This window comes from Amycolatopsis balhimycina FH 1894 (assembly GCF_000384295.1).
Lineage (GTDB): Bacteria > Actinomycetota > Actinomycetes > Mycobacteriales > Pseudonocardiaceae > Amycolatopsis > Amycolatopsis balhimycina.
Window position 1 is genome coordinate 1755813 of sequence record NZ_KB913037.1, and the last position, 23146, is coordinate 1778958.

Sequence of the window (23146 nt, forward strand, 5' to 3'; positions counted from 1 at the left end):
CCCCTTTCAAGCGGGCTGGGACACGAGGGTGCCGATGCGGCGGACGAGGCCGGGCACGTCGCCCTGCTCGTGGTCGAGCAGCCACCGGCCGAGCTGGTTGGAGGCCTCGACGACGGTTCTGGCGCGGTCGTGTCGGCGGGCGATGAACTCCGCCCACAGGTCCTCGTCGACGACGTCGCGGGTGAGCAGCAGCTCGGCCAGCACGGCCGCGTCCTCGAGGGCCTGGGCACCGCCCTGGGCGAGGGTCGGCGGGCAGGAGTGCGCGGCGTCGCCGATGAGCACGACCCGGCCGCGATGCCACGGCGACGGCACGACGTGGGTTTCGAACCGCGTGTAGCTCACCCGGCTCGGATCGTCCAGAGTGGACCGGATTTCGTCCCACGGCCCGTGGTAGGCAGAGGCGAGCCGGCACATCGCGGCGAGTTGCTCCTCGGGTGTGAGCCCGCTGTGGTCCTGGGCGTCTTCGACGATGTAGGCGTAGAGCGAGTCCTCACCGGTCGGCGTGTACCCGGCGATGTAGCTCGCGCCGCCGTAGTAGAGATCGGTGTGGGTGACCGACGCCGGGCGTGGCCCGAACGCGCGCCAGATCCCCATGCCGGTGGGTCGCGGCTCGACGTCGATGCCGAGCATCCGGCGGGTCGCCGAGCGGACGCCGTCGGCGCCGATCACGAGGTCGTACCGGTCGCCCGTCCCCGAGGCGAGCGTCACCTCGACGCCGGATCCGTCCTGGTCGAACGAGGTTACGGTGTCGCCGAAGCGGATCTTCACACCGGTCTCGCGGGCGCGGTCCAGGAGGATCCGGGCCAGCGCCGGCCGGGGCATGCCCATCGTGGCGGGCAGGTCGTCCCCGCCGCTGCGGACGTCGGGGATCTCGGCCAGCAGAGTGCCGTCCGGCGCGCGCAGGCCGAGGCAGTCGTAGGGATAGCCGGCCGCCTTGGCGCGCGGCCACACACCGAGCCGGCGCAGTTCTCGCAAGGCGTTGCCCTGCAACGTGATTCCGGAACCGATGGCAGCGACATCGGCCTTGCTCTCGACGAGGTCGACGGCGACGCCCGCCTGCGCGAGCAGGATCGCTGTCGCGGTCCCGGCGAGACCACCGCCGAGGACCAGTACCTTGGTGACCGCGGGCATGCGAGGACTCCTTTGTCCTGGGGTTACTTGACGGCGATGGGTGCGACCGGGGCGCCGACCGCGCCGGTCACCGGCAGCGGGGCGGCGGTCAGCCAGAACTCGTGGACGCCGTCGGCCGCACAGTCGGCGGCGAGGGCGTCGAGGTCCCACATCTCGCCGAGGAACAGGCCGAGGTGCGGGATGGCCACCTGGTGCAGCGGCTGGAAGGCGTGGTCGAACTCGTTGGGCCGGACTTCGACACCCCAGGTGTCGGTCGCGATCCCGGCGATCTCCGTACCGAACAGCCAGTCCACTGTGGCGAAGGACAGGCCGGGCGAGTCGCCACCGGCGTAGTCGCCCCAGCCCTCCCGCCGGGCGCGGGTGAGCCGTCCGGTCCGCACCAGCAGGAGGTCGCCGCGGCCGACGTGCGCGGTGTCGCCGTGCTCGGTGATCGTCGCCTCCAGGTGGTCGGCGGTGATCGCGAACCCGTCGGGCAGCTCGCCGTCCACACCGAACACCCTGCCCACATCAAGGAGCACCCCGCGGCCCGCGATCAGCCCGGCCGTGGTTTCGATGCCGGTGACGCGGTCGCCTTCGCTGGTCACGACGTCGCCGGCCCGGCGGCCGTTGTAGGCGAGGCCGTGGTCGAAGATGTGCCCGAGGCCGTCCCACTGCGTCGAGGCCTGCAGCGGCATGGACACCACGTCGTCGGCCCCGCCGATGCCGTGCGGGAAGCCCTGCGTGCCGCGTTCGGCGTCCGTGCCGGTGTCGAGCATGGTGTGCACGGGGTTGGTGCGCCGCCGCCAGCCCTTCTGCGGGCCGTCCGCGTCGAAGCGTTGCGCGAGCGAGAAACTCGCGCCGCGACGGACGAGCGCGGCGCCTTCGCGGCGTTTGGCGTCGTCGAGGAAGTTCAGCGTGCCGAGGACGTCGTCGGCGCCCCAGCGGCCCCAGTTGGAGCAGCGCTTGGCGGCCGCGGCGATCGCGCCTTCGGGATCGGTTCGGTCCACCTCTTCACTGTCGGTGCCCGGACGGTATCGGGGAAGGCGAAATCGTTGATGTGCGGTATCAGCGGTGTTGATACTGTTGACGGCTGTGAACCTCGCACGGCTGGACCTGAACCTGCTGGTCGCACTGGACGCGCTGCTGCAGGAGCGCAGCGTGACGCGGGCGGCCGAGCGGATGGGCCTCAGCCAGCCGGCGGTGTCGGCCCAGCTGGGCCGGTTGCGCCGGCACTTCCACGACGACCTGCTGACCCGAGCCGGGAACCAGTACCGGCTCACGCCGCTGGCCATGCAGCTCAAGGAACGCGTACGAGTCGCCCTCTCCGGCGCCGAGCGGGTCTTCGCCGCGGAGCCCGACTTCGACCCCGCATCGTCCACCCGGGAATTCTCGATGCTCATGAGCGACTACGGCATCGCCGTCCTCGGCCCGGCATCGCGGCCCGGCTCGCCGACGAGGCTCCCGGCACCCGGCTGCGGTTTCCCGCGAACACCCCGAAGATGGTCGACGCGGCCGTCCACGAGCTGGTCCACACCGACCTGCTGGTCATCCCGCACGGGTTCGTCGACGACCTGCCGCACCAGGACCTCTACCGCGACGAATGGGTCTGCCTGGTCGCCGCGAGCAACACCGACGTCGGGGATTGCCTGACCGTCGGCCAGCTGGAGACGATGCCGTGGGTCGTCACCTACCACGGCCCCACCGCGTCCACGCCCGCCGCGCGGCAGATGCGCATGCTCGGGATCGAGCCGCACGTCCAGGTGGTCACCGAAACCTTCCTCACCGTGCCCGGACTCGTCGCGGGCACGAATCGCGTCGCACTGGTCCAGCGGCGGCTGGCGGACGGGATCCCCGGCGAGCTCGGGGTGCGGGCCCTGCCGTGCCCGTTCGAAGCGAGCCCGCTGGTGGAAGCCATGTGGTGGCACCCGATGTACGACGACGACCCCGAGCACCGCTACCTGCGCGACGTCGTCGTCCGGGCGGTGGCGGCCATGATCGGCATCGACGGCGTGGATGTGCCGCTTCGGCAGAAGTGATTTCCGCTCGCCCCGGCCGGAACCGACACTTCGACGCACACGCCGGTCACCGAAGACCGGCTCGGTGACCTCCGGAGCTGCCCGTGTCCGATCACTCCGTCTCCGCTCCCCCGCTCGCCGTGGACCCCGGCACCGGACGCCAGGCCGGCCCCGCCCAGGCCATCGTGCTGCTCCTCGCCAGCTGCCTGTCGGTGCTCGGCGCGGTCCTGCTCGCCCCGGTTTTGCCTCGCATCCAGGACGCCTTCGCCGGCACACCGGGCGTCGCCACCCTCACCCCGACCGTGCTGACCGTGCCCGCCCTGGTCATCGGGCTCACCGCGTCGATCGCCGGCCGCGTCGTCGACCGCCTCGGCCGCAAACGGCTGCTGGTGAGCGCACTCGTCGTGTACGCGTTCGTCGGCACCGCACCGCTGTGGCTGTCGTCCCTGCCGCTGATCGTCGCGAGCCGGATCCTGGTCGGGCTCACCGAAGCCGCGATCATGACCTGCTGCACGACCCTGCTCGCCGACTACTTCCACGGCCCCCGGCGGGTGCGGTACTTCGGCCTCCAGGTGGTCTACACCACCGTCGCCGCCACGCTCTTCTTCGCCGTCGGCGGCCTGCTCGGCTCCTGGGGCTGGCGCACGCCGTTCTGGGTCTACGCGGTGAGCCTGCCGCTCGCGTTCGTCGCGGCCCGGGTCGTCTGGCAGCCCCCGCAGCAGAAGAAGGAGAAGCTCCCGCCGCTGCCGTGGCGCGGCCTCCTGGTGCCGGTCGGTGTCACCCTGGCCGGCGGTCTCGTGTTCTACGTCCTCATCGTCGAACTGTCCTATGTGCTCGACGGCATCGGCGTCACGGCCACCGCCACCATCGGCCTGGTCAGCGCGGTCGGCTCGCTGGCCACGGCCGTCGCGGCGTTCTTGTTCCCCCGCGTCGCCCGGCTGGGCCCGGCCGTCACGATCCCGGCGGCGTTCGTCCTCTGTGGACTGGGAATCCTCGGCCTCGCGCTGGCTTCCTCGGTTCCGGTCGTGGTGCTCGGCGCCGTCGTGACCGGCCTCGGCAACGGGTTGATGCTGCCCGCCCTGCTGACCTGGGCGCTGGGCACCCTGACGTTCGCCCAGCGCGGCCGCGGCACGGGCATCTGGACCTCGGCCCTGTTCATCGGCCAGTTCGCCAGCCCGCTCGTCGTCCTCGCCCTCTCCGGCGCGATCAGCGGTCTTTCCCCCGCTTTGCTCGTCGTCGGCGCCGCGGCGCTCCTGCTCGCCGTGGCCGTCCGGATCGTCCGCCCCACGCGGCCGGCCGTGGGCTGAGCCCGTCAGCGGCGCGTCCACGGCAACGCCGGTGGGTAGGCGGCCTCCTCGTTCCGATGTCTCCGAAGTCGACGCCGTGTTCAGGCCTGGTCGAGCCGCGGGAAGGTGACTTCGTGCAGGATCAGCAGCAGCGCCGCGGCGATCGGGATCGCGACGAGCGCGCCGATCACCCCGAGCAGGACGCCGCCGAGCAGGACCGCGACCACGGTGACCAGCGCGGGCACCTTGACGACCTTCCCGATGATCCGCGGGACCAGCAGGTAGTCCTCGAGCACCCGGTAGACGAGGAAGAACCCGACGGTGGCCAGCGCGACCGGCCAGGACACCGTCAGCGCGACCAGCGACACGGTGATGCCGGCGATGGCCGTGCCGAGCACCGGGATCAGGTCGAGCAGGGCGACGAGGATCGCGAGCAGCAGCGCGTACGGCACGCCGAAGATCAGCAGCCAGCCGTACGTCATCGTCCCGGCGATCAGGGAGATCAGCGCGTTGCCCAGGACATAGCCGCCGACCTTGGCGAAGATCTCGTCGCCGATCAGGATCACCCGCGGCCGGCGGGAGTGGGGCACCAGCCGGTAGAAGCCCCGGCGGATGCGCGGCAGGTCGGCCAGGAAGTAGATCGTCAGCACGATCACGATCAGCAGGTCCCCCAGCGTCCCGAGCACGGCCTTGCCCGCCGACAGCGCGGTGCCGAACACTCCCGACCCGCCGTTGAGCAGCTGCTGCAGGTGCTGCTGCAGACCGAAGCGGTCGTTGAGCTGCCCCAGCGGGGAACTGTGGTCCCGCAACGTCTGCAGGTAGCGGGGAGCTTGGTGCGCGAACGTCGTCGCCTGCTCGACGACCACCGGGATCGCCAGCGCGAGGAAACCGCCGACCACGACCAGCAGGCCGAGCAGCACGGCCAGCACGGCCACCCACCGCGGGAACCGGCGGCCCACCAGCCACGACACCGCGGGCTCCAAGCCGATCGCCAGGAACAGCGCCAGCCCGATCAGCACCAAGGTGTCCTGCGCGGTCACGATCACCTGGGCGAGCACGTAGGCCACCGCCACCCCGGCGGCCCCGAGCAGGCCGACGAAGAACGGCGACTTGCGGTCGAGGCGGCGGCCAGGTTCGCCCAGCGGCTGGGTCCGGGTGCTCAGCTGCGCGGCCTCCGCCTCCGCCTCCGCCACCGCGCCTTCGTCCTCGGTGTGGGGCTGGGCCACCAGATCGTGGTGCCCCTCGCGCGCGGAATCCACGCGGTCGCCGGGCTCGCCACCGGAAGACGCTGTCATGGTCGTGTCCCTCCATACCGCCGGATGTCACCGGGCGCGAGTTCCCCGTTCCGGCGGTTTGAAGCGAGACCGGCGAGACATCTTTCCTGCTTCGGGGGGTCAGGCTGGTTCGCGGCCGAGGAGGCCGGCGCGGTGGTAGTACTCGTAGAGGCCGCCGAAGAGGGGGTGGAGCGCCCCTTTCAGTCAGTTGGCCACGACGACCGCGCGCGGCACGTAAACGCGGCTGGACGTGCCGCGCGACCAGCCGGCGGCCGGGCGGAAGGCTCGCTCGGAACCGGGCTGGAACCCGAGCCGTCCGTCCTCGCGGGCGAACTCGAGCACGGCGGCCACGCACCGTCCGAGAGGACGGTCTCACTGGGGCGCGCGGTACGGGCGCTCGTAGTCGGTCCGGTCGTGGAACTTGGTGATGTCCCCCTTGCCGTCCTGCTTGAGACGCGGGTACTCGGTCACGTCGAACACGTTGTCCGGGCGCCGGAACGGGTAGACGTCGTGGCCCTTGCCCGGGTGGCTGGGGAAGACCACGTGCGTCTTGCCGGCCTCGGAGTTCTTGGCGAAGGTCTCGGAGACGTAGTCCCACTTCTCCTGGACCAGCGGCCGCCTCGGGTCGTTGGGATCCTTGATCCACCCGGGCATCTTCACGTTGTTGTCCTTGAGGGTGCCTTCGAGAGTGTTGCCGCCGTGCTTCTTCGCGATCTCGGTGGCCTTGTCCTCCATCGACCCGAGGTACTTGTCCGGGTTGTTCTTCCCGGGCACGCGCTCCAGGTGACCGCCGGACCAGAAGAAGTGCTTGTCGGCCTTCAGCATCTTGTCGAGCTCCGGCTTGAACTTCTCGAACTCTTCCCTGGTCATGTTGTCGACGCGGATGGGCTGCTTCCGCGGGCTCTTCCGCGTCGCCGGCTGGGTCACCTGCTTCTTCTTGTTCCGGTCGCGCAGCCGCTTCGCGCGGTCCTTCACCTTCCCCTTGAAACACCGCTGGGGGGCGAGGCCCAGCGGGTCGCTGTCGAGCAGCGGCTGGTCGACGTAGCCGACGGGGTTGGGCGCCGCGGCGAGGCCCAGCGGGTCCTGGCTGAGGTAGCGCGTGGTCCGGGGGTCGTAGTACCGGAAGACGTTGTAGTGCAGCCCGGTCTCCTCGTCGCGGCACTGACCGGGGAACGCCAGCGGTATCGCCGCGGTGTCGGCACCGGCCAGCGGCACGCCCCAGAAACTGCTGCGGTCCTGCCAGACCAGCGTCCCGCGCTCGTCGAGCAGTTCGGTCGGCGTCCCGGCGGGCGAGGTGATCACCACCCGGAACCGGGCCTCCTCGACGACGCCGGCGTGCTCGATCTGCACGACGGGGCGATCGTCGTCGAAGCGCTCCCACGTGAGGAACCGGTAGGACCCGTCCGCCGGGCGATGCTCCACCTGCTCGACGAGGTTCAGCTCGCTCCACAGGAACCGGACGTCCAGGGCGAGCTCGGGCTCCCCGTCCGGGCCGCTCACCCAGCAGCGCTTGGCGAACCGCCTGCCGATCGGGTCGTAGTGGTAGGTCCAGAGCGCACCGTCGGGCGTGCGCGCGGAGCGCAGCCGGTCGAGGTGGTCCCACGTGTAGCCGCACGACCGGTCGGCGTGGCGCCAGCCGGTGACGCGGCCGTGGGCGTCGCCGTCGAAGTGGAGGTCCCCGATGCGGGCGAGCCGGTTGCGCTCGTAGCCGCGCGCGCCCGGCGGCGACGGGGTCGTCGCCGAGGTGATGTTGCCAGCGGCGTCGCGGGAGAACCGTTCCACGACGGACGGCCCGTGCGCCTCGCTGACCCGGCCGGCCGCGTCGTAGGAGAGCTGCCACGGCCGGATCGTGTCGTCGACGCCGGCGAGCCTGCCGTCCGGGCGGTAGCGGTAGGTGCGCCGCCCCACCCCGGCGACGTCCTCCTCGGCGAGCCGGTCCTCCTCGTCGAACCGCCGCCGGAGCACCACCGCACCGTCGACGCTGCGGACGGCTTCCCGCCCGGCGTCGTCGTAGGTGAATTCGACGTCGTGGCCGGCGATCCGCAGCGATCGGGGCCGTCCGGAGTCATCGAAGCGCCATTCACTGTCCACACCGGACGAAGTCCGCCGGATGACGGTGTCGCCCTCGTCGCCCTCGTCGCGCCAGCACACGCCGAGCCCGTTGATCGTGTCGGCGATGACCCGGTCACCGCCGTCGCGGCGGATCTCGACCCGCGACTCGGCGTTCTCGGCGACGACCAGCCGGCCGAGCGCGTCGTACACGTAGCTCGTGACGTCGTCGGGGGTCCGCCGCTCCACGACGTTGCCCTCGAGGTCGTAGTCGTACTCGACCACCTGGTCCGCGCCGGTGGTCATGCGCCGCAGCTGTCCCGCCGCGTCGTGGGCGTAGGTGGTCCGCCTGCCGTCGAAGTCGGTCTCCTCGACGAGCCGGCCGGCGGCGTCGCGGACGTAGTGCCAGGTGAGGCCGGCCGGGTTGGTCACCGAGGTGAGCCGCAGCTCCCCGTCGTAGGTGAACAGCGTGCGCGCGCCCGCGGCGTCGGTCTCCTCCAGCACCAGGCCGAACGGGCCGTGCTTGCGGCGCCGCGGCGCACCCGCCGCGTCGCGGTATTCGACGACGTTGCCTTCCGCGTCGTGCACCCACGTCTCGCGGCCGCCGTGCGGACCGAGCCGCCAGGCGCGGCGGCCGTCGGCGGTCCAGCCGAGCCGCGCGGCCGCGCCGGACGCCGTGTGCGCGAGGCGCGGGCGGCCGTAGAGGTCGCGGTCGCCGGGGCGGGCCGCCCGGTCGGTCACGGGAGCGTCCTCGAACGGGTCGGGCGACTCCAGGACGTCCACCGGCAGCCCGTTGCCGAGCAGAGTGGTGGCCGGGTCGAACTCGAACACCAGGCGCTCGATCTCGTCGTCGCCTTCGCCGGCCTGCAGCCACACCGCGCCGTCTTCGGCCGGGGTCAGCCGCACGGCGGGCGCTCCGGGGCGCTGGACGGCCACCAGCCCGTCGTCGTCGTACTCGTAGCGGGTCTCGCGGCCCAGTTCGTCCACTTGGGACAGCAGTTCGTCCCGCCGGTTCCATGCGTAGCGCCGGGAGCCGCCGAGCGGGTCGACGCGCTCGATCAGCTGGTGGGCCGCGTTCAGGCGGTAGGTCCAGGTGTGGCCGAGGGCATCGGTGTGCCGGGTCGCGCCGGGTTCATAGGCGAAGGCCGCGTTGTAGTAGCCGTTCGCGCCCACCGCGCGGACACAGCGGCCCGCGTCGTCGTAGACGTAGCGGTACCAGGTGCCGACCCGGTCCTGCCAGCCGACGAGCCGGTGGTCGAAGTCGTAGTCGAGCGCCATCGAGCGGCCCGCGAAGTCCGTCACGGTGCTCAGCTGGGTGTGCCGGTTGTACGAGAACCGCACCACCGGCGGCTGCCCCGGCGCCCCCAGCGCGACGATCCGCCCCCGCGCGGTGCTGACCAGGATCTCGACGTCGCCGGGCCGGCGGAGCTTCGTGGGTGAACCGTCGGCGGCGTAGTCGATTTCGGTGCGCTCGCCGTCCTGCTCGATGGCCGTGACCGGCAGCACGCCGCCGGTGCCGGAGAAGTGCAGCTCGCGATGGCCGAGCGAAAGCCGGAAACCCTGCGGCACACGGCGCAGCCGGTGCCGCGGGCCCTGCGCCGGCAGCACGGGCTCGTCGCCCGGGACGGGGTAGTCCAGCACCATGCCGTCTTCGGCGTAGAACCGGACGCGGTTCGCGTCGAACTCCAGCCGCTGGTCCCAAGTGGACGTCCACGACGGACCGAACCACCGGCCCGCCCGGTAGGACGACAGGTGCGTACGGGAGATCTCCAGGTCCGCGACCTCGCCGGGCAGGGTGACATCGACCTGGGTCATCACGACCTCACCCGTCGCGACGTCGATCGGGTCGCCGCAGTAGTTCTTCGACTTGTCGGCCGTCGAACGGTCGGGTTTGTCCTTCTTCGCGGTGTCGTTGTTGCCGCCCCGGTCTGCCTTGCCGCCGCCGTTTCCGGCACCGCTGGGGTTCGTCTGGTCGGTGTCGTTCTTGGGGCCGTTCTTGGCTACGCCGTTGTCGCCACTCTTGTGACCGTCGCCGCCCTTGCCGTCGCCGTGACCGGCGCTGGAGGTGGAAGTGCTGTCGTCGTCGTGCGGTTTGTCCTTCTTGCCGTCGGGTCCGCCGTCACCCTTCTTGCCCCCACCCCTCTCCTTGATGTCCTTGATGGGCTTCGGGGCGTCCACCTTGCCGGGCTTCATCTTGCGCAGCGCTTTGGCGGCGTCGTCGAACAGCGTCCCGGCCTTCTTGAGCAACGGGATGAGAGCCTTGAGCGCCTTGACGAGCTTCTTGGTGATGTCGGCGATCTTCGCCGCGGTCTTGGCGACCGCGGCCACGACCTGCGGCACCACCCAGGTCAGGCCGATGCCGAGGGTGAACACCACCTGCAGCGCCCAGCTGATGAGGTGGCCGACGAGCTCGGCGATGATGTCGCGGACGAGCGTCCGGACGGCGGCGACGACCTCACCGGCCGTCTTGACCCCGCTGGAGGCCCCTTCGCAGCCCTTCTGGGCGGCGGTGAGGATGTCGACCGTGTCGGCGGCCCGCTGCCGGTACTGGTCGGAGGCGTTCCCGCTCCACGACTGCAGGTCGGCCTTGACCATGTCGGCCAGGTCCGTGCCGACGGCCCCGAGTTCCTTGGCGACGTTCGCCCACGTCTGGGACTGGGCCTTGATCTGGTCGGCGTCCCCGGTCAAGGCGTCCAGCGCCGCGGAAAGCGGGCCGACGTGTTCCAGCAGCCACCCGACCCCCGCGGCGAGGATCGACCCGAAGGGATCCATGGCCATGGACAACGCATCGAGCGCGACCCCGACGGCGCCCATCGCGACCGAGGCCCAGTCGCCCTTCTCGATCCCCTCTTTGAGATCGTTCGCGGACTCCAGCAGCGGCACCCCGGAAATGGCTGTGGTGGAATCTTCGCGCTGAGCTACCAGCGGGTTCGCCATGGCGTTCGTTCCTTCTCGCGATTCACCGGCACTCGACGACCGCCGCAACCACCGGCTTCCACCATGACGACGTCGCGCACACAGGTGCCGCTGACGACTCTCGTGACCGGGCAGCGTAGATCCCCTACGAGATGACCTTAGTGGGTCTTCGCCACCAACCGGCGGTTAACAATGTGGAAACTGCGCGGAAGACCGCCGGAAGAGCCCGTTCGCACCAGCACGTCAGGCCGGTCCGCCGGCCATCGGCGTCAGGAACGCCCGCCACGGGCGTCCGGGAAGCGCTCGTGCACCCGGGCCAGGTCACGAGCGAACCATCCCGAGATCACCGTCACGCCCACAGAACACACTTTGCTCACGCAGTGAACGACCACCAGATCCACCGGTCACCACCAGATCGTCGCCGCCTCCGTCGATGCCGGCACCTCGCGCCGCGTCCCGGTGCCCCCGAGCTCAGCTGAGCGGGTAGTGGATCATTTCGACCCCGCCGGTCGCGTAGTTCGGCACGTCCGCGGCCACCGCCTTGCCCTCTTCGGACCCCAGCGAACGCGCTGCGGGGCGAGTGCGTCCACGTAGCGCGGGGCGGTCGCGTTCTCGGCCGGGTGACGACCAGTCAGCACACCTTGAGCTGCCTGGTCGCGGGCGAGAACGGCGACACGCTGTTCGCCGCCACGGTCCCGACCGACGATCCGATCGAGGCCGCGAAGCTCGGCGGAGGTCGCATCGAAGTGTTTCAGCTCTGACCCAGCAGGTTGACCAGCAGAGAGTTCGAGGCCATGCGCAAAAAGCCCGAGACCGACCGAGTCGTCCTCGTGACCGGAGCCGCCACCGGCATCGGAGCCGCGATCGCGGAAGCCGCGATCGCCGCCGGTCACCGTGTCCTGCTCACCGACATCGACGCCGAAGCCGTCCGCACCACGGCCGGCCGCCTGGGCGAGCGGGCCGCCGCGGTCGCCCTCGACATCCGTGATCCGGACGGCTGGGTCAAGGCGTTCGACGCGGCCGAGGCGCAGTTCGGCCCGGTCGACGTCCTGGTCAACAACGCCGGGATCATCCACACGGGACACGCCCGGGACCTCAGCCTGCAGCAGCACCGGGACATCGTCGAGGTCAACCTGCTCGGCGCCATGACCGGCATCCACACCGCCCTCCCCCGGATGACCGAGCGCGGGCGCGGGCACCTCATCACCGTCTGCAGCATGACCGCGTTCCTGGCCTTGCCCGGATACGCCACCTACGGCGGCACCAAGCACGCGCTACGAGCCTTCCACCACGCGGTGGCCCTCGAGGAACGGCACGGCCCGCTGCACTTCACGATCCTGCACCCGCCATCCACCCGGACCAAGATGCTCGAGCAGGAGCTGGCCGATCCCACCTCGGCCACCGCCTTCTCGGAAAAGGCGACGACCCCGCAGCACGTCGCCCGCGTCGTCGTCGACGCCATCACCACCAAACCGGTGGAGGTGGTCTTCCCGGCGTTCTCCGGCCGGGTTCAGCGGATCGCGGGTGTCTTCCCCCAGCTCATTCGCCGGCTCATCCCCGTCATCGAGGCCAAGGGGCGGCGCGAACGGCAGCGGCTGATCAATACCGGCAAGACCCGGTTGTCCGCCGTGCCCGGCCGGACCGAATGACGAGAAACGGATACCCCATGTCTGTCCTTCTGACCTCCGCACCGGACGCCGACCGCGCTGCCGCCCCCGAGATCCGGATGGGGCAGCTCGCTCGGGCGACCGGGCACCTGGATCCCCCGTTCGCCGTCGTCGATCTGGACGCGTTCGACCTGAACGCCGCCGACCTGGCGGCCCGCACGAGCGGCGACGCCACCATCCGGCTCGCCAGCAAGCCGGTCCGCAGCCGCGAGCTGATCCGGCGCGTGACCGGACGTCCGCGATCGTTCGGAGCGGATCACGTCAAGGGGCCGGTCGTTGCGCCGGGGGCCTGCTCCGCGTCACGGCGTGGCGGCGTCGCGGACCAGTGCGGTGTCGACGAACTGTTCGAACCGGACGATCAGCCCACCGCGCACCGTGAAGTGGTGCGCGACCCGGACGTTCAACGGTTTGCCGGTTCCCTTGTGGATCGCGGTGTAGCGGGCGAGGACGACGACGTTTTCGCCGTCGACGACGTAGGTGTCGTCGTGGGCCGTCCAGTTCTCCCAGTCCTGGCCCAGTTTCTCCATCACGCCGCTCGTGACGCCGTCGGGGGTGCGGTAGGTGCCGGCGAGCGGGAACCCGGCCATCTCCGTCCACTCGACGTCCGGGGCGAGCGTCTCGCGCAGGGCGGTGAGGTCGCCCGCGGCGGAGGCGAGGTACTGCCGCCGGACGACGGCGGCGGGGTTCGTGTCGTCGGTCAGCCCCATGTCATCTCACCCTTCGCGACCTTGGTGCCAAGTGACGCGGCGACCTTCAGCCCGGCGTCCGGATAGGCGGCCAGCAGCCGCTCCTCGGCCGCGGCCGCGTCGGCGGACTCGGCGACGGTCTTCTCGAAGAACCGCAGGTAGTCGGCGGTGTACCGGATCGCCGTGGTGTCGGTCGGCGCGCCGGCCACCCGGTGACCGGCGACGACGAAGGCGGGCTCGAGCGCTTCGAGGTCGTCGAGGACGCGGAGCCATTCCGTGCGCTGTTCGGTCGTCCCGCTGTCGGCGGTCCAGACGTGCAGGCCTTCGAACAGCAGCACCCCGCCGAGCAGTGCGCGCTCCGCCGGTTCGAACACGTACCAGGCACGGTCACCCAGCGCCGTGCCGGCGCGCCGGACTTCGAGGGCGACACCGTCCACAGTGATCGAAGGCGTGGTCAGCGGCGCGATCTCGACCAGCCGGGTGGGCAGGTTGGCGCCGAGGTGCGCCCACGCGGTCAGCTTCTTCTCGTAGGTGTCGCGAATGTGCTCGATGACGTCGGCCGGCGCCAGGAACTCCGCCTCGGGAAAGGCGTCGGCGATGACTTCGGCGCCGAAGTAGAAGTCCGGGTCACCGGCGGTGATCAGCACGGTGGTGAGCCGCTTGCCGGAGTCGAGGACCTCGGCGACGATCCGGTGCCCGTCGGCGCGGGTGAAGGCCGCGTCGACGACGACGGCTTCCGTCTCGCCGGTGACGAGCACGCTGGTCTTGTTCAGGGACGTGTCGGCCGCGTCGATGACGCGGTAGTCGAGGGAGGTCATGGGGTGGTCCTTTCGGGAGGTCACGCGGAAGCAGTGGCGAGGTGGCGGTCGAGGGCGTCGGTCAGGTGGGCGGCGGTGGCCGCCGGGCTGCCCAGGCGGACGGCGCCGGTCGGGGTGTGCAGCAGCAGCGTCGGGTAGGAGGTGACGCCCAGCCGGGCGGCGCGGGTGAAGTCCTGCACCGCCGAAGCGGGTGAGGTCGCGAATTCGGTCAGCACCGCGTCGGCGTCGAGGCCCAGCTGTCCGGCGAGGTGCCGGTAGGTCGAAGCTTCGGACAGGCTCAGCCCGTCGACGTAGAACGCGCGCTGCATCGCCTCCGCCGCCTCCAGGGCCCGCCCGGGAGCGACCGTCCGCAACGCGGCGAATCCGGTGGCGGCGGCCGTGGAGTCCATCCGGAACCGGCCGTCGGCGACGAGGGCGCGGTAGCCGGGGCCGAACTCGGCGCCGGTCAGCTCGGCGATGCGGGCGTTGGCGCCGGCCACGTAGGGCATGCTGCCGATCGGGGCGACGCGGGCGCCGGTGAACAGGCCACCGCTGACGACGTCGAGTTCGATCCGCCCGGCGTTGGCCGCGGCGAACCCGGCCACGGCCGGGCCGAAGCCGTGGCACCAGCCGCAGTAAGCGTCGAACACATAGGTCAATTTCACTGCCATAATCACAGGCTAGAGACGTGGCCTGGGCTTTTCACGGTCGTCACGTGACCTATCATGGTGAAAATGGGACACAGCATCCGGCCCGTGCGGTACGAGCCGCCGCCCGGGGTGACCGGCGAGATCGAGCTCACGTCGCTGGCGCGCATGCGGGCCCGCGGCGGTCCGCACGAGTTCCTCACCCCGCAGCGCCTCGGCTTCGACCTGCTGATCAAGATCGAGGCGGGAAGCGCTGTGCACACCGTCGACTTCACCGGCTACCCGCTCGCGCCCGGCGACCTGCTCTGGGTACGGGCCGGCCAGGTGCAGCAGTGGGGCGCCATCGACGACATCGACGGCCCGGTGTTCCTGTTCACCCCGGCCGCGATCGACACCGGCACCTGGGAACTGATCCAGTCCGCGGGCGTGGCCACCCCCAGCCACTGGGCCCCGGGCGCTGTCGCAGGTACGCCCGCGGAGGCCGCGATGGCCGCCGCGCTCGCCGCGGCGGCGGCACCGGCCGGGAATCTCCGGGACGCCGCGCTCGCCCGCGCCCTGGCCGCGGCGCTGCTGCTGCTCGTGATGGCCGTCCCGGAGGGCAGCGGGCGCCGGCCGCCCACGCACCAGGCGTTCGTGTGGTTCCGCGACGAACTCGAGAAGAGTTTCCGCACCCGCCACCAGGTCGCCGGCTACGCCGCCCGGCTGGGCTACTCGCCGCGCACCCTCAACCGGCTCGCCCGGGACAACACCGGCCTGTCCGCCAAGCAGCTCGTCGACGAACGGATCGTGCTCGAAGCCAAGCGCCTCCTGGCCCACGGCCGCGACCCGGTCGCCCGGATCGCCGCCGACCTCGGCTTCGACGACCCGTCCAACTTCTCCAAGTACTTCCAGCACCGCACCGGAACGACACCGGCCGCCTTCCGCGGCGCTCAGGCACCGAAGACCATGCCCGTCATGCAGTGTGACCCACGTCTCTAACTGACCAGATGAACAATCTGGTCAGTATCTCTATGGTGGGGGCATGGGATCTTCCAACGACAAGAACCGCCGGGCACTGGTTGTCGGGCTGGGCATCAGTGGCATCGCGACCGCCCTGCGGCTGCGGCAGATCGGCTGGACGCCGGTCGTCGTCGAGCGGGCTCCGGCCCGGCGCACGGGTGGGTACTTCATCGCCCTGTTCGGCGGGGGCCGTCCCGCCGCGCAACGCCTGGGCATCCTCGAGAACCTGCGCGACCGCGTCCCGGACGGCAGCAACTACGAGATCGACCGCGCGGGCAACCGGCGGCCCGGCGCCGCCTACGGCGATCTGCCCGGCAGCCCCTGGATGATGCGGCGTGGCGACGTCGAGGAGGCCGCGTTCGCCGCGTTGCCCGAGGACGTCGAGATCCGCTACTCGACCGTCCCGGCCCGCATCGAACAGGACGCCGACGGCGTGGATGTCACGCTGCTCGACACCGCGGACCGCAGCGAAGTCACCGAGCGGTTCGACCTGGTCGTCGGCGCGGACGGGCTTCGCTCCACCGTCCGGTCACTGGTGTTCGGACCGCACGAAAAGTACCTCCACCGGCTCAACTACATGGCGGTCGCCTTCCAGCTCCCCGCTCCGCTCAGCGACCTCAACCCCGGCGACGGCGCCACGCTGATCGAGAACAACCGGTCGATGTGGCTCTTCCCCTTCGACGGCAGCCCGCAGACCGTCCTGCTGAACTACCACACCGACGACGTCGACGCCGAGTTCCGGCAGCCGCCGATCGAGCGGGTGCGCGCCGCGTTCGGCCCGGAACCGACCGGCCGCACCCTCGGCGAGGTCCTCGACGCGATGGAAGCCGCCGACGGCGTGCTGTTCGACTCGGTGGAACAGGTCCGCATGGACGGCCGGCACCGCGGCCGGGTCGTCCTCGTCGGCGACTCGGCATGGTGCGTCACTCTCTACGCGGGAATGGGCGTCTCGATGGGGATGTCCGGCGCGGATCTCCTCGGCACCGTGCTCGAACGCCACCCCGGCGACGTGCCGCGCGCACTGGCCGAATGGGACCGCGCCCTGCAGCCCCACATCGAAGCCTTCCAGCGCAACGGAATCGAGCAGCGCCGGTTCTTCGTCCCCGGCACGACGGTCGAACTCGTCCTCCGCAAGGCGATGACAAGGGGGATGCGGCTCCCGCTGGCCTCGTCCCTGCTGAGGCAGCTGCAGAAACGGGACAAGTCCGGGCAGCTGAAGGACACCGACATCGCCCTAGCATGATGCTCGGCGAAGAACACCGCCGGAGGACAGCGAGGAAGCGATCATGACGGCATTGGCTGAACACGACTCCGGCACGGCCGCCCGGATCCTCGCCGCGGCCAGAGAACTGGTGCTCAAACGCGGGGTCAAGGGCGTGACCATCGCCGAGATCGCACAGCGAGCGCACGTCGGCAAGGGCACCGCCTACCTGTACTGGGGAACCAAGGAGGACCTCGTGCTCGGGCTGTTCGCCCGAGACTTCCTGGCCGGCGCGGACGAGGAGATCGACGTCCTGACCGCCGACCCGGAACTCAGCCGGCCGCACCTGCTCTGCCCACGGCTGGTGCGCTTCGCCCTCGACCACCCGTTCGTGGGCGCCCTGCAGGCCGGTGACGCGGACCTGCTGGGCGCCCTCACCCAGCACCCACGCAGCGCCGAACTGCTCGACACACTGGGGCCCGCCGCACTGATGGAGACGGTGCTGCCGGTGTGGCGCCGGCACCGGCTGGCGCGCACCGACTGGCCGTTCGACGAGCAGGCTTACGCACTGCACGCGCTCATCACCGGCTTCCTCGCTGTCGCCAACCGCCCGCAGACAGGCCGCGCCATCACCGTCGACGCCCCGGACAAGGTGATGGCCACCGCCGTGACCGCCCTCCTCGGCCCCGAAGAGGCCGAGCCGGCCGACGTCCAAGCAGCCGCCGCGGAGGGCCTGCAGGTGCTGCGCCGCCGACGCGAAGCCGTGCTCGCCCTGATCGCGACCACCGAAGAAACCAAGAAATAGCACCGTGTCAAGTATCGGTTCGATCGAGGCAGCACCCGGTCGAGGGCAGGCGGCTGGTCCGCCGGCTCGACGTCTTGCACAGCCGGGAGCGATCAGCTCACGCTCGATACTTTGTCCACTTTGGACCTCCCCCGTGGAGCGAGGATTACCCCAGCCTCCTGGAGTTCGCGGTGTCCTGCGACGTGCCGCCGCGCGGGTCGCGCCGGACCGCCGGCGGAGGGCGAGGCGCTCGTCTGCCGCACACGGTCACGGGAGGCCGTCGTCCTGGACCTGATCAGCGGAGATCCCGCCGCATCAGCCACCGGACCCGGCGATCGGCCCGCGCCTCGGTCGGCCGGATTCGCTCGAACCCCGCCGCTTCGAACAGGGACGTCGTGCCGGCGTGGGCCGCGCTCGAGCTGATGCGCGCGCCCTCCGGATCGACCGGGTAGCCCTCCACCGCCGGGGCACCGCACGAACGCGCGTAGTCGACCGCCCCGGCCAGCAGCGCCGCGGACACGCCTTGGCACTGGTGGGACGAGCGCACCACGAAACAGACCACGCTCCACACCGCCAGGTCGTCGAGCGGCGGCATCGTCCGGGAGCGTTTCAACCGCTCCATGCTCGACCGCGGCGACACCCCACACCAGCCGACCGGCGTGGCCCCGTCGTAGGCGAGCACGCCCGGCGCGGGCTCGGCCGCGCACAGGCCTCGGATCCGCTCCGCTCGTGCTTCACCGCGCAGCGCGCTGTACTCAGCCGACGTGACGCGGTACGCGAGGCACCAGCAGGCACGCTCGTTCCCGCTCGGGTTGAGGATCGAAGCGACGTCTTCGAAGTGTGCAGCGGGACGAACGATGACCATGGAACCACCGTAGAATCCGATTCCCGACAAAGCGATGTCGGTTGAGGGGACCACGTATGGATCGGCTCGTCGGCTCCGGCCGCTACCCGGGGATGACCCAGCTGCACCAAGCCGTGCCCCTGGTCGAACGGCAGCACGCCCTGATCGAGGAGATGCGCGCGCGGACACCCCGGTTCGTCACCGGCCGGGTGCTGGCCGAGCGCACCGGGACGACCGTGCGGACCGTCGAACGCGACGTCACGCGCCTGCGCGCGGCGGGCGTCCCGGTCGAGGTCAAGCGCGGCACGGGCGGCGGCTACCGGCTCACGATGCCGGCCGTCGTGCCGCCGGTGAGTTTCAGTCCGGGCGAGGTCGCCGCCCTCGTCGCGTCCCTCGTGGCCCTCGGCCCCTACACCTCCGCCACGGCCGTCAGCGCGCTGGGCAAGCTCCTCACCGCCTTCCGCTAGCCGACTTGTCGACTCCGGTCACCACCGCGGGCGACGGCGTCTGACCGTGCCGGACTTCGACGTGTTACGGCCCAGCCGGGCGATGCAGTGACGGTATCGTCGCGCCTACTTGTCCGGCAGGGAGAACAGAACCACGACGTCGCGCAGGAGCTCCTTGGCCGTCTCTTCGGTTGTTCGTCCGGAAATCGCGAATGCGGCGATTCCTTGCAGTGTCGCGACGAACAACGTCTGCAGCCGCTCCGGGTCACCCGCCGGAAGCGTGTTGTCCTGTTGAGCGGCTTCGATGATCTCCCGCGTGGTGCCGAACAGGCGATCGGACGCCTCGAGCAGTCCCGGCGACGGCGCGGTCTTCCGGGCGGTGAACATGAGCTCCAGCAAGGCGGCGTCGCGGATGGCGAACTCGAGGTAGGCCGAAGCGACCGCGTGGAGCTTGGCTTTGCTGTCGTGCTCGTTGTGGTCGAGCACTGAGCGGGCCCCGGTGGCCAGACGCTCGAATCCGGCCTCGGCGAGCGCGTCCAGCAGCGCCTGCCGATCGGGGAAGTGCCAGCGGGGGGCGGCGTGGCTCACCCCGGCTTCGCGCGCCAGATCGCGGAGGGACAGGCCGTCGACACCCTTTTCGCGCAGCACGCGCTGCGCTTCGTCGAGGAGCACGGTGCGCAGCCGGCCGTGGTGGTAAGGGCGCTCGGGCATGATCGGCAGCCTAACAGTAACTAGTCGTTGACTAGTTACTAGACACTGACTAGTTTGACGGCATGACTGATTTCTCTGTTCGCGACCTCCCGGACCTCACCGGCAGGCGGGCCATCGTGACCGGCGCCACCGGTGGCATCGGCCAAGCCACGGCTCGCGCACTGGCCGGCGCAGGGGCTCGGGTGGTCCTCGCGGTGCGGAACCGAGGCAAGGGCGACGCCGTCGCGGCCGCCGCGCCGGGCGCCGTCGAGGTACGAGAGCTGGATCTGAGCGACCTCGAGTCGGTGCGGAAGTTCGCCGCGGGATGGCGGGGCGACGTCGATCTGCTGATCAACAACGCCGGTGTCTCAGCTCCCACCCTGCAGCGGACCGCGCAGGGCTTCGAAGCCGACTTCGGGGTCAACCACCTCGGCCACTTCGCGTTGACCCTGCTGCTGCTCGAGCACCTGACCGGCCGGGTGGTGATCGTCTCCTCGCAGGCCGAGCGCCTCGCGCAGCTCGACTTCGACGACCTCAACTGGGAGCGGCGCCCTTACCGGAAATCCCGGGCGTACAACGACTCCAAGCTGGCGAACCTGCTGTTCGCCGCCGAGCTGCACCGCCGGCTGGCCGCCGCGGGATCGGCCGTCGCGGTGCACGCGGCCCATCCGGGCCTGGTGGCGACCGGCATCTACCACCACTCCGGGCCGCGCCGGATGTCCGACGTCCTGAACGGATTCGTCGTCCGCACCCTGGCCCAGGACGCCGAGCACGGTGCCTTGCCGACGCTGTACGCCGCGGTCGCCGACCTCCCGTCCGGCAGCTTCGCCGGCCCGAGCCGGCTCGCACACATGCGCGGCGCACCGGAACTCATCAACCGTTCGAAAGCCGCGCGTGATCCGGAATCGGCCGGACGCCTGTGGCGCGCGTCCGAGCGGCTCGTGTCGATTCCCGCGCGGATCTGAGCGAACGAGCCGGCTACTTCTGCGCCCGTAGCCCGATCGTGCGCGGGCGGGATCGTAGGTTCCTGGATTTCCGTGGCTGACGCCGCACACCTGCCGGCCGTTGACCACACCGATCCGGCGGCCGGGCCGGACGCCGTCCAGCTCGCAACGAGCCGAGGGGACACTCGACGGACCGTTCGCCGCAGTGCCAAGGACATCCCGGGCTACCGCTCCGGTCAGTCATCGGTGGCGGCGGAGTACGCGGCGAGCCGCCGGCCGTTGCGCGCGGCGGAGGCCGTGGCCTAACGGCTCGTGGAGAGGACGCCGAGCGCGAGCACGAGGACTCCGCAGCCGCCGATGAGTGCCCAGGCGATGTCGCTCGAGCCGAGGATCGCGCGGAGCGCCGACCGCCCATTCCGGCACGCCCCTGACGTCTACCCAAGTGCAGCACCACCAGACACAGGAGGACCCGTGGGCAAGATCGTGATCACCACCAATGCCACCCTCGACGGTGTGGTCGAAGACCCCGACGGCAAAGAAGGTTTCGACCGTGGCGGCTGGTTCTACCGCTTCGGCGAAGCCGACGTCCCTGCTTGGGACGTCCTCTCGACCCAGCAGGCCGTGGAAGCCGAAGCGCTTCTGCTGAGCCGGCGAACCGACACCTGGTTCGGCACCCGAGAGCGCCCCGGCGAATGGGCGGACCGCACCCTGGCCATGCCCAAGTATGTGGTCTCCACCACCAACGACGAACCCGCCTGGCAAAACTCCACCCTCCTCAACGGCGACGCCGTGGAGCAGATCTCAGAACTCAAGGCGAAGCTCAACGGCGAAATCCTCGTCTACGGCAGCTACACCCTCGTCCGCACCCTGATCGAACACCACTTGGCCGACGAACTCCGGCTATGCGTCTTCCCCGTCGTACTGGGCTCGGGCCGCCGCCTTTTCGACGGCTTCACCGAAGCCCACCCCATGCGCCTGACGAGTCTCCGCCGGGTAGGCGACGGAATCATGTTCTACACCTACGAATTCGAGAAGCACTGAACCGAGAACGCTGCCCTGCGCCCTTCCGGCGCAGGGCAGCTGCATCGAACGTCCGGAAACGCCTGTCACCGACTGCCGGTACCCGCCGTTGCCACTCGTTTCGCCGACTCGTCGACGTCTCGGATGCGCTGGTAGACCAGGAAAGCGAGGCCGGAGCCGACAGTGCGGATGTCGGTGAGGCGCAGGGATTTGTGATCGCCGGTCTGGTCGAAGAGGCGGCGGCCCGAGCCCAGCAGGAACGGGAAGACCACCAGCCGGACCTCGTCGACGAGGTCGTGCTCCATGAGCGTACGCACCAGCTGGGAGCTGGCGTAGACGCGGATCTCGCCGTCGACTGTGTGCTTCAGCGCGGAAACCGCCTCCACGAGACCACCGTCGAGCACGGTCGAGTTGGTCCAGCCGGGACCTTCGAGGGTGGTGGAGACGACGTATTTGGGCAGGCTGTTCATCCGGTCCGCCAGCTCGCCGGTGCGGGACGGATACCGTGCGGCGAAGAACTCGTAACTGCGGCGCCCCAGCAACAAGGCCTGCGCGCCCAGCGCGTCGTCGAGGATGAGCTTGCCCCACTCGTCGCGGTCGGCCGGGGCGAGTGCGGCGAGCCAGTCGTCGCGGCTGAAGCCCTCATCGCCGGTCGAAAGCTCGATGACTCCGTCGAGCGAGACGTTCTCGGTGGCAATGATCTTTCCCATGTCGCCCCTCCGGTGCAGGTGTTGTCGGACTGCCACTGATGGAGACTCCGTCGCATCGGGAAACGGGGCGCGCGCCGGCCGCTCAGTTTCCCCGTCCGCCGGTGTCCACACCCGTGGGAGTGCCGTGAGAAGGGCGGCGGCGAACCGCCACCATGCGCCCGGCCGGGCTCGCTCGGATGGACAGGCGGTAACAGGACGTGGGCCGCTCGCGATTGAGGGAGGGGAATCATGTCGACGAGGGGGAGCTGTGTATGAGCCTGGCGGTCGGAAGCGTCGGCGCCTGGCTGGTCCAAGCCTTCCCCGACATCTCCAGCAATCTGATCGCGGCGGCGATCGGCGGCGTGCTGGTCTGGTCGGCGACGAATGCGAGACGACGCCTCAAGCTGGTTCGCGCGCGCAGGTTCTGGCGGGCGCTGGGTGGCCGTCACCCGCTCATCGTCCTGGGAGCGCATGACTTCGGATCGCAGCGGCGGTGGGCCAGAGCCGGCGTGGTGGGCATGGGCGACATCGGGGCCCTCGTGGAAATCGAAGCACAGCTCCGCAAGCTGGGCTTTGCAGGGAAGATCGCCGAGTCGAAGCAGTTGTCGCCACGGGAGCTGAGTTCGGACCTCGTCCTGATCGGCGGGCCGGTGGCCAATGCCGTGACGAGAACGATGATGACGAAGCTGCGCGGCACGATCTCCTACGATTTCGCCGAAGATCCGGAGCACGAGGCAGCCGTGGTGCACGACCTGAGATCCGGTCGGTTACTGACACCGCAGTACGACGAGCCGGGCTACCCGGTCAGCGACCACGCCTTGATCATCCGGACGCCGAACCCCCTCGCGCCGGACACGGCGGAACTCGTCATCGTGGCAGGATGCTTCGAACACGGCACCGAGGCCGCGGCAGAGAAGCTCGGAGACCGGAAGTTCCTCCGCAGACTCAAGAGAATGAAGCACTTCGAGGCGCTCGTCGAGACCACCGTCGTGAACGGTGCCCACTACAACACCAAGCTCGTCGAAACCCGGCGCATACCGGCAGGCTGACATCCGGACCTCCGAAAGCTCCGGCGTCGAACC

The 23146-nt window shown here is 70.5% G+C and carries 23 protein-coding genes and 1 pseudogene; 13 read left to right on the forward strand and 11 right to left on the reverse strand.

All coding sequences use genetic code 11. The features are described 5' to 3' along the window. Positions 1-6: 6 nt before the first annotated feature. Together A3CE_RS0107105 and A3CE_RS0107110 are read right to left on the reverse strand one after the other, a co-directional pair. The gene (locus A3CE_RS0107105; RefSeq protein WP_020639382.1) at positions 7-1131 is read right to left on the reverse strand and encodes an FAD-dependent oxidoreductase; all 1125 of its coding nucleotides are present in this window, start codon (positions 1129-1131) and stop codon (positions 7-9) included. 23 nt (positions 1132-1154) lie between these two features. Next, complete coding sequence (locus tag A3CE_RS0107110; protein ID WP_020639383.1) at positions 1155-2117, reverse strand: cyclase family protein; 963 nt, start codon at positions 2115-2117, stop codon at positions 1155-1157. A 151-nt stretch (positions 2118-2268) separates the two neighbouring features. Here A3CE_RS0107110 and A3CE_RS58370 point away from each other — a divergent pair. From A3CE_RS58370 to A3CE_RS0107120, 3 genes and pseudogenes are all read left to right on the forward strand, one after another. After that, positions 2269-2337, forward strand: a pseudogene (locus tag A3CE_RS58370) (LysR family transcriptional regulator); the annotation flags it as partial. 245 nt (positions 2338-2582) lie between these two features. Then, the gene (locus A3CE_RS58375; protein WP_245589779.1) at positions 2583-3146 is read left to right on the forward strand and encodes a LysR substrate-binding domain-containing protein; all 564 of its coding nucleotides are present in this window, start codon (positions 2583-2585) and stop codon (positions 3144-3146) included. Positions 3147-3229: 83 nt separating this feature from the next. Next, positions 3230-4432: an MFS transporter gene (locus A3CE_RS0107120; RefSeq protein ID WP_020639385.1), complete on the forward strand. Its 1203-nt coding sequence runs from the start codon at positions 3230-3232 to the stop codon at positions 4430-4432. Positions 4433-4512: 80 nt separating this feature from the next. On the opposite strand, the gene A3CE_RS0107125 is transcribed toward A3CE_RS0107120, so the two are convergent. The 3 genes from A3CE_RS0107125 to A3CE_RS50305 all read right to left on the reverse strand — a co-directional run bounded on the left by A3CE_RS0107125 (position 4513) and on the right by A3CE_RS50305 (position 10671). After that, entirely contained in the window at positions 4513-5706 is a 1194-nt protein-coding gene (locus tag A3CE_RS0107125) for an AI-2E family transporter (RefSeq protein ID WP_020639386.1), read from the reverse strand. A 183-nt stretch (positions 5707-5889) separates the two neighbouring features. Beyond that, positions 5890-6036, reverse strand: coding sequence for a hypothetical protein (locus tag A3CE_RS56195; RefSeq protein ID WP_020639387.1), 147 nt, complete (start codon positions 6034-6036; stop codon positions 5890-5892). Positions 6037-6057: 21 nt separating this feature from the next. After that, the gene (locus A3CE_RS50305) at positions 6058-10671 is read right to left on the reverse strand and encodes a DUF6531 domain-containing protein (RefSeq protein WP_051183745.1); all 4614 of its coding nucleotides are present in this window, start codon (positions 10669-10671) and stop codon (positions 6058-6060) included. Positions 10672-11270: 599 nt separating this feature from the next. Here A3CE_RS50305 and A3CE_RS54840 point away from each other — a divergent pair. After that, positions 11271-11411, forward strand: coding sequence for a hypothetical protein (locus tag A3CE_RS54840; RefSeq protein ID WP_020639388.1), 141 nt, complete (start codon positions 11271-11273; stop codon positions 11409-11411). Between the two features lie 33 nt (positions 11412-11444). Beyond that, positions 11445-12299, forward strand: a complete 855-nt coding sequence (locus A3CE_RS50310) for an SDR family NAD(P)-dependent oxidoreductase (protein WP_020639389.1) — start codon at positions 11445-11447, stop codon at positions 12297-12299. 317 nt (positions 12300-12616) lie between these two features. Here the strand turns inward: A3CE_RS50310 and A3CE_RS0107150 are convergent, their stop codons facing one another. Genes A3CE_RS0107150 through A3CE_RS0107160 form a run of 3 tightly spaced genes read right to left on the reverse strand, consistent with a single transcriptional unit; the run spans position 12617 to position 14471 of the window. Then, a complete protein-coding gene (locus A3CE_RS0107150; RefSeq protein ID WP_020639390.1) occupies positions 12617-13024 on the reverse strand; it encodes a nuclear transport factor 2 family protein in 408 nt (135 codons plus the stop codon). Further along, positions 13015-13821 carry an MBL fold metallo-hydrolase gene (locus tag A3CE_RS0107155; RefSeq protein ID WP_020639391.1) on the reverse strand — a complete coding sequence of 269 codons (807 nt, stop codon included), beginning with the start codon at positions 13819-13821 and terminating at the stop codon, positions 13015-13017. The genes A3CE_RS0107150 and A3CE_RS0107155 overlap by 10 nt, the downstream gene beginning before the upstream one ends. A 20-nt stretch (positions 13822-13841) precedes the next feature. Next, complete coding sequence (locus A3CE_RS0107160) at positions 13842-14471, reverse strand: DsbA family protein (RefSeq protein WP_245589446.1); 630 nt, start codon at positions 14469-14471, stop codon at positions 13842-13844. A gap of 63 nt (positions 14472-14534) precedes the next feature. Between A3CE_RS0107160 and A3CE_RS0107165 the strand changes: the two genes are divergently transcribed. Genes A3CE_RS0107165 through A3CE_RS0107175 form a run of 3 tightly spaced genes read left to right on the forward strand, consistent with a single transcriptional unit; the run spans position 14535 to position 17452 of the window. Beyond that, positions 14535-15425 (forward strand): helix-turn-helix domain-containing protein, encoded by an 891-nt coding sequence (locus A3CE_RS0107165; RefSeq protein WP_020639393.1) that lies wholly within the window; start codon positions 14535-14537, stop codon positions 15423-15425. A gap of 43 nt (positions 15426-15468) precedes the next feature. Then, positions 15469-16689, forward strand: coding sequence for an FAD-dependent monooxygenase (locus A3CE_RS0107170; RefSeq protein WP_020639394.1), 1221 nt, complete (start codon positions 15469-15471; stop codon positions 16687-16689). A gap of 43 nt (positions 16690-16732) precedes the next feature. After that, entirely contained in the window at positions 16733-17452 is a 720-nt protein-coding gene (locus A3CE_RS0107175) for a TetR/AcrR family transcriptional regulator (RefSeq protein WP_020639395.1), read from the forward strand. A gap of 274 nt (positions 17453-17726) precedes the next feature. Here A3CE_RS0107175 and A3CE_RS0107180 read toward each other — a convergent pair whose 3' ends face one another. Continuing rightward, complete coding sequence (locus tag A3CE_RS0107180; RefSeq protein ID WP_020639396.1) at positions 17727-18296, reverse strand: GNAT family N-acetyltransferase; 570 nt, start codon at positions 18294-18296, stop codon at positions 17727-17729. A 56-nt stretch (positions 18297-18352) separates the two neighbouring features. On the opposite strand from A3CE_RS0107180, the gene A3CE_RS0107185 reads away from it, so the two are divergent. Further along, positions 18353-18742 carry a helix-turn-helix transcriptional regulator gene (locus A3CE_RS0107185; protein WP_020639397.1) on the forward strand — a complete coding sequence of 130 codons (390 nt, stop codon included), beginning with the start codon at positions 18353-18355 and terminating at the stop codon, positions 18740-18742. A 105-nt stretch (positions 18743-18847) separates the two neighbouring features. Here the strand turns inward: A3CE_RS0107185 and A3CE_RS50315 are convergent, their stop codons facing one another. Next, positions 18848-19432, reverse strand: coding sequence for a TetR/AcrR family transcriptional regulator (locus A3CE_RS50315; protein ID WP_020639398.1), 585 nt, complete (start codon positions 19430-19432; stop codon positions 18848-18850). A gap of 62 nt (positions 19433-19494) precedes the next feature. Here A3CE_RS50315 and A3CE_RS0107195 point away from each other — a divergent pair, with 62 nt between their 5' ends. From A3CE_RS0107195 to A3CE_RS0107205, 3 genes are all read left to right on the forward strand, one after another. Beyond that, positions 19495-20376 (forward strand): oxidoreductase, encoded by an 882-nt coding sequence (locus A3CE_RS0107195; protein WP_026468242.1) that lies wholly within the window; start codon positions 19495-19497, stop codon positions 20374-20376. Between the two features lie 72 nt (positions 20377-20448). Next, positions 20449-20661 (forward strand): hypothetical protein, encoded by a 213-nt coding sequence (locus tag A3CE_RS0107200; protein WP_020639400.1) that lies wholly within the window; start codon positions 20449-20451, stop codon positions 20659-20661. Positions 20662-20826: 165 nt separating this feature from the next. Then, entirely contained in the window at positions 20827-21396 is a 570-nt protein-coding gene (locus tag A3CE_RS0107205; protein WP_020639401.1) for a dihydrofolate reductase family protein, read from the forward strand. A gap of 65 nt (positions 21397-21461) precedes the next feature. Here the strand turns inward: A3CE_RS0107205 and A3CE_RS0107210 are convergent, their stop codons facing one another. Beyond that, positions 21462-22085, reverse strand: coding sequence for a dihydrofolate reductase family protein (locus A3CE_RS0107210; protein WP_020639402.1), 624 nt, complete (start codon positions 22083-22085; stop codon positions 21462-21464). Between the two features lie 251 nt (positions 22086-22336). Here A3CE_RS0107210 and A3CE_RS0107215 point away from each other — a divergent pair, with 251 nt between their 5' ends. Further along, on the forward strand, positions 22337-23113 hold the full coding sequence (locus A3CE_RS0107215) for a hypothetical protein (RefSeq protein ID WP_020639403.1): 777 nt from the start codon (positions 22337-22339) through the stop codon (positions 23111-23113). Positions 23114-23146 lie beyond the last annotated feature (33 nt).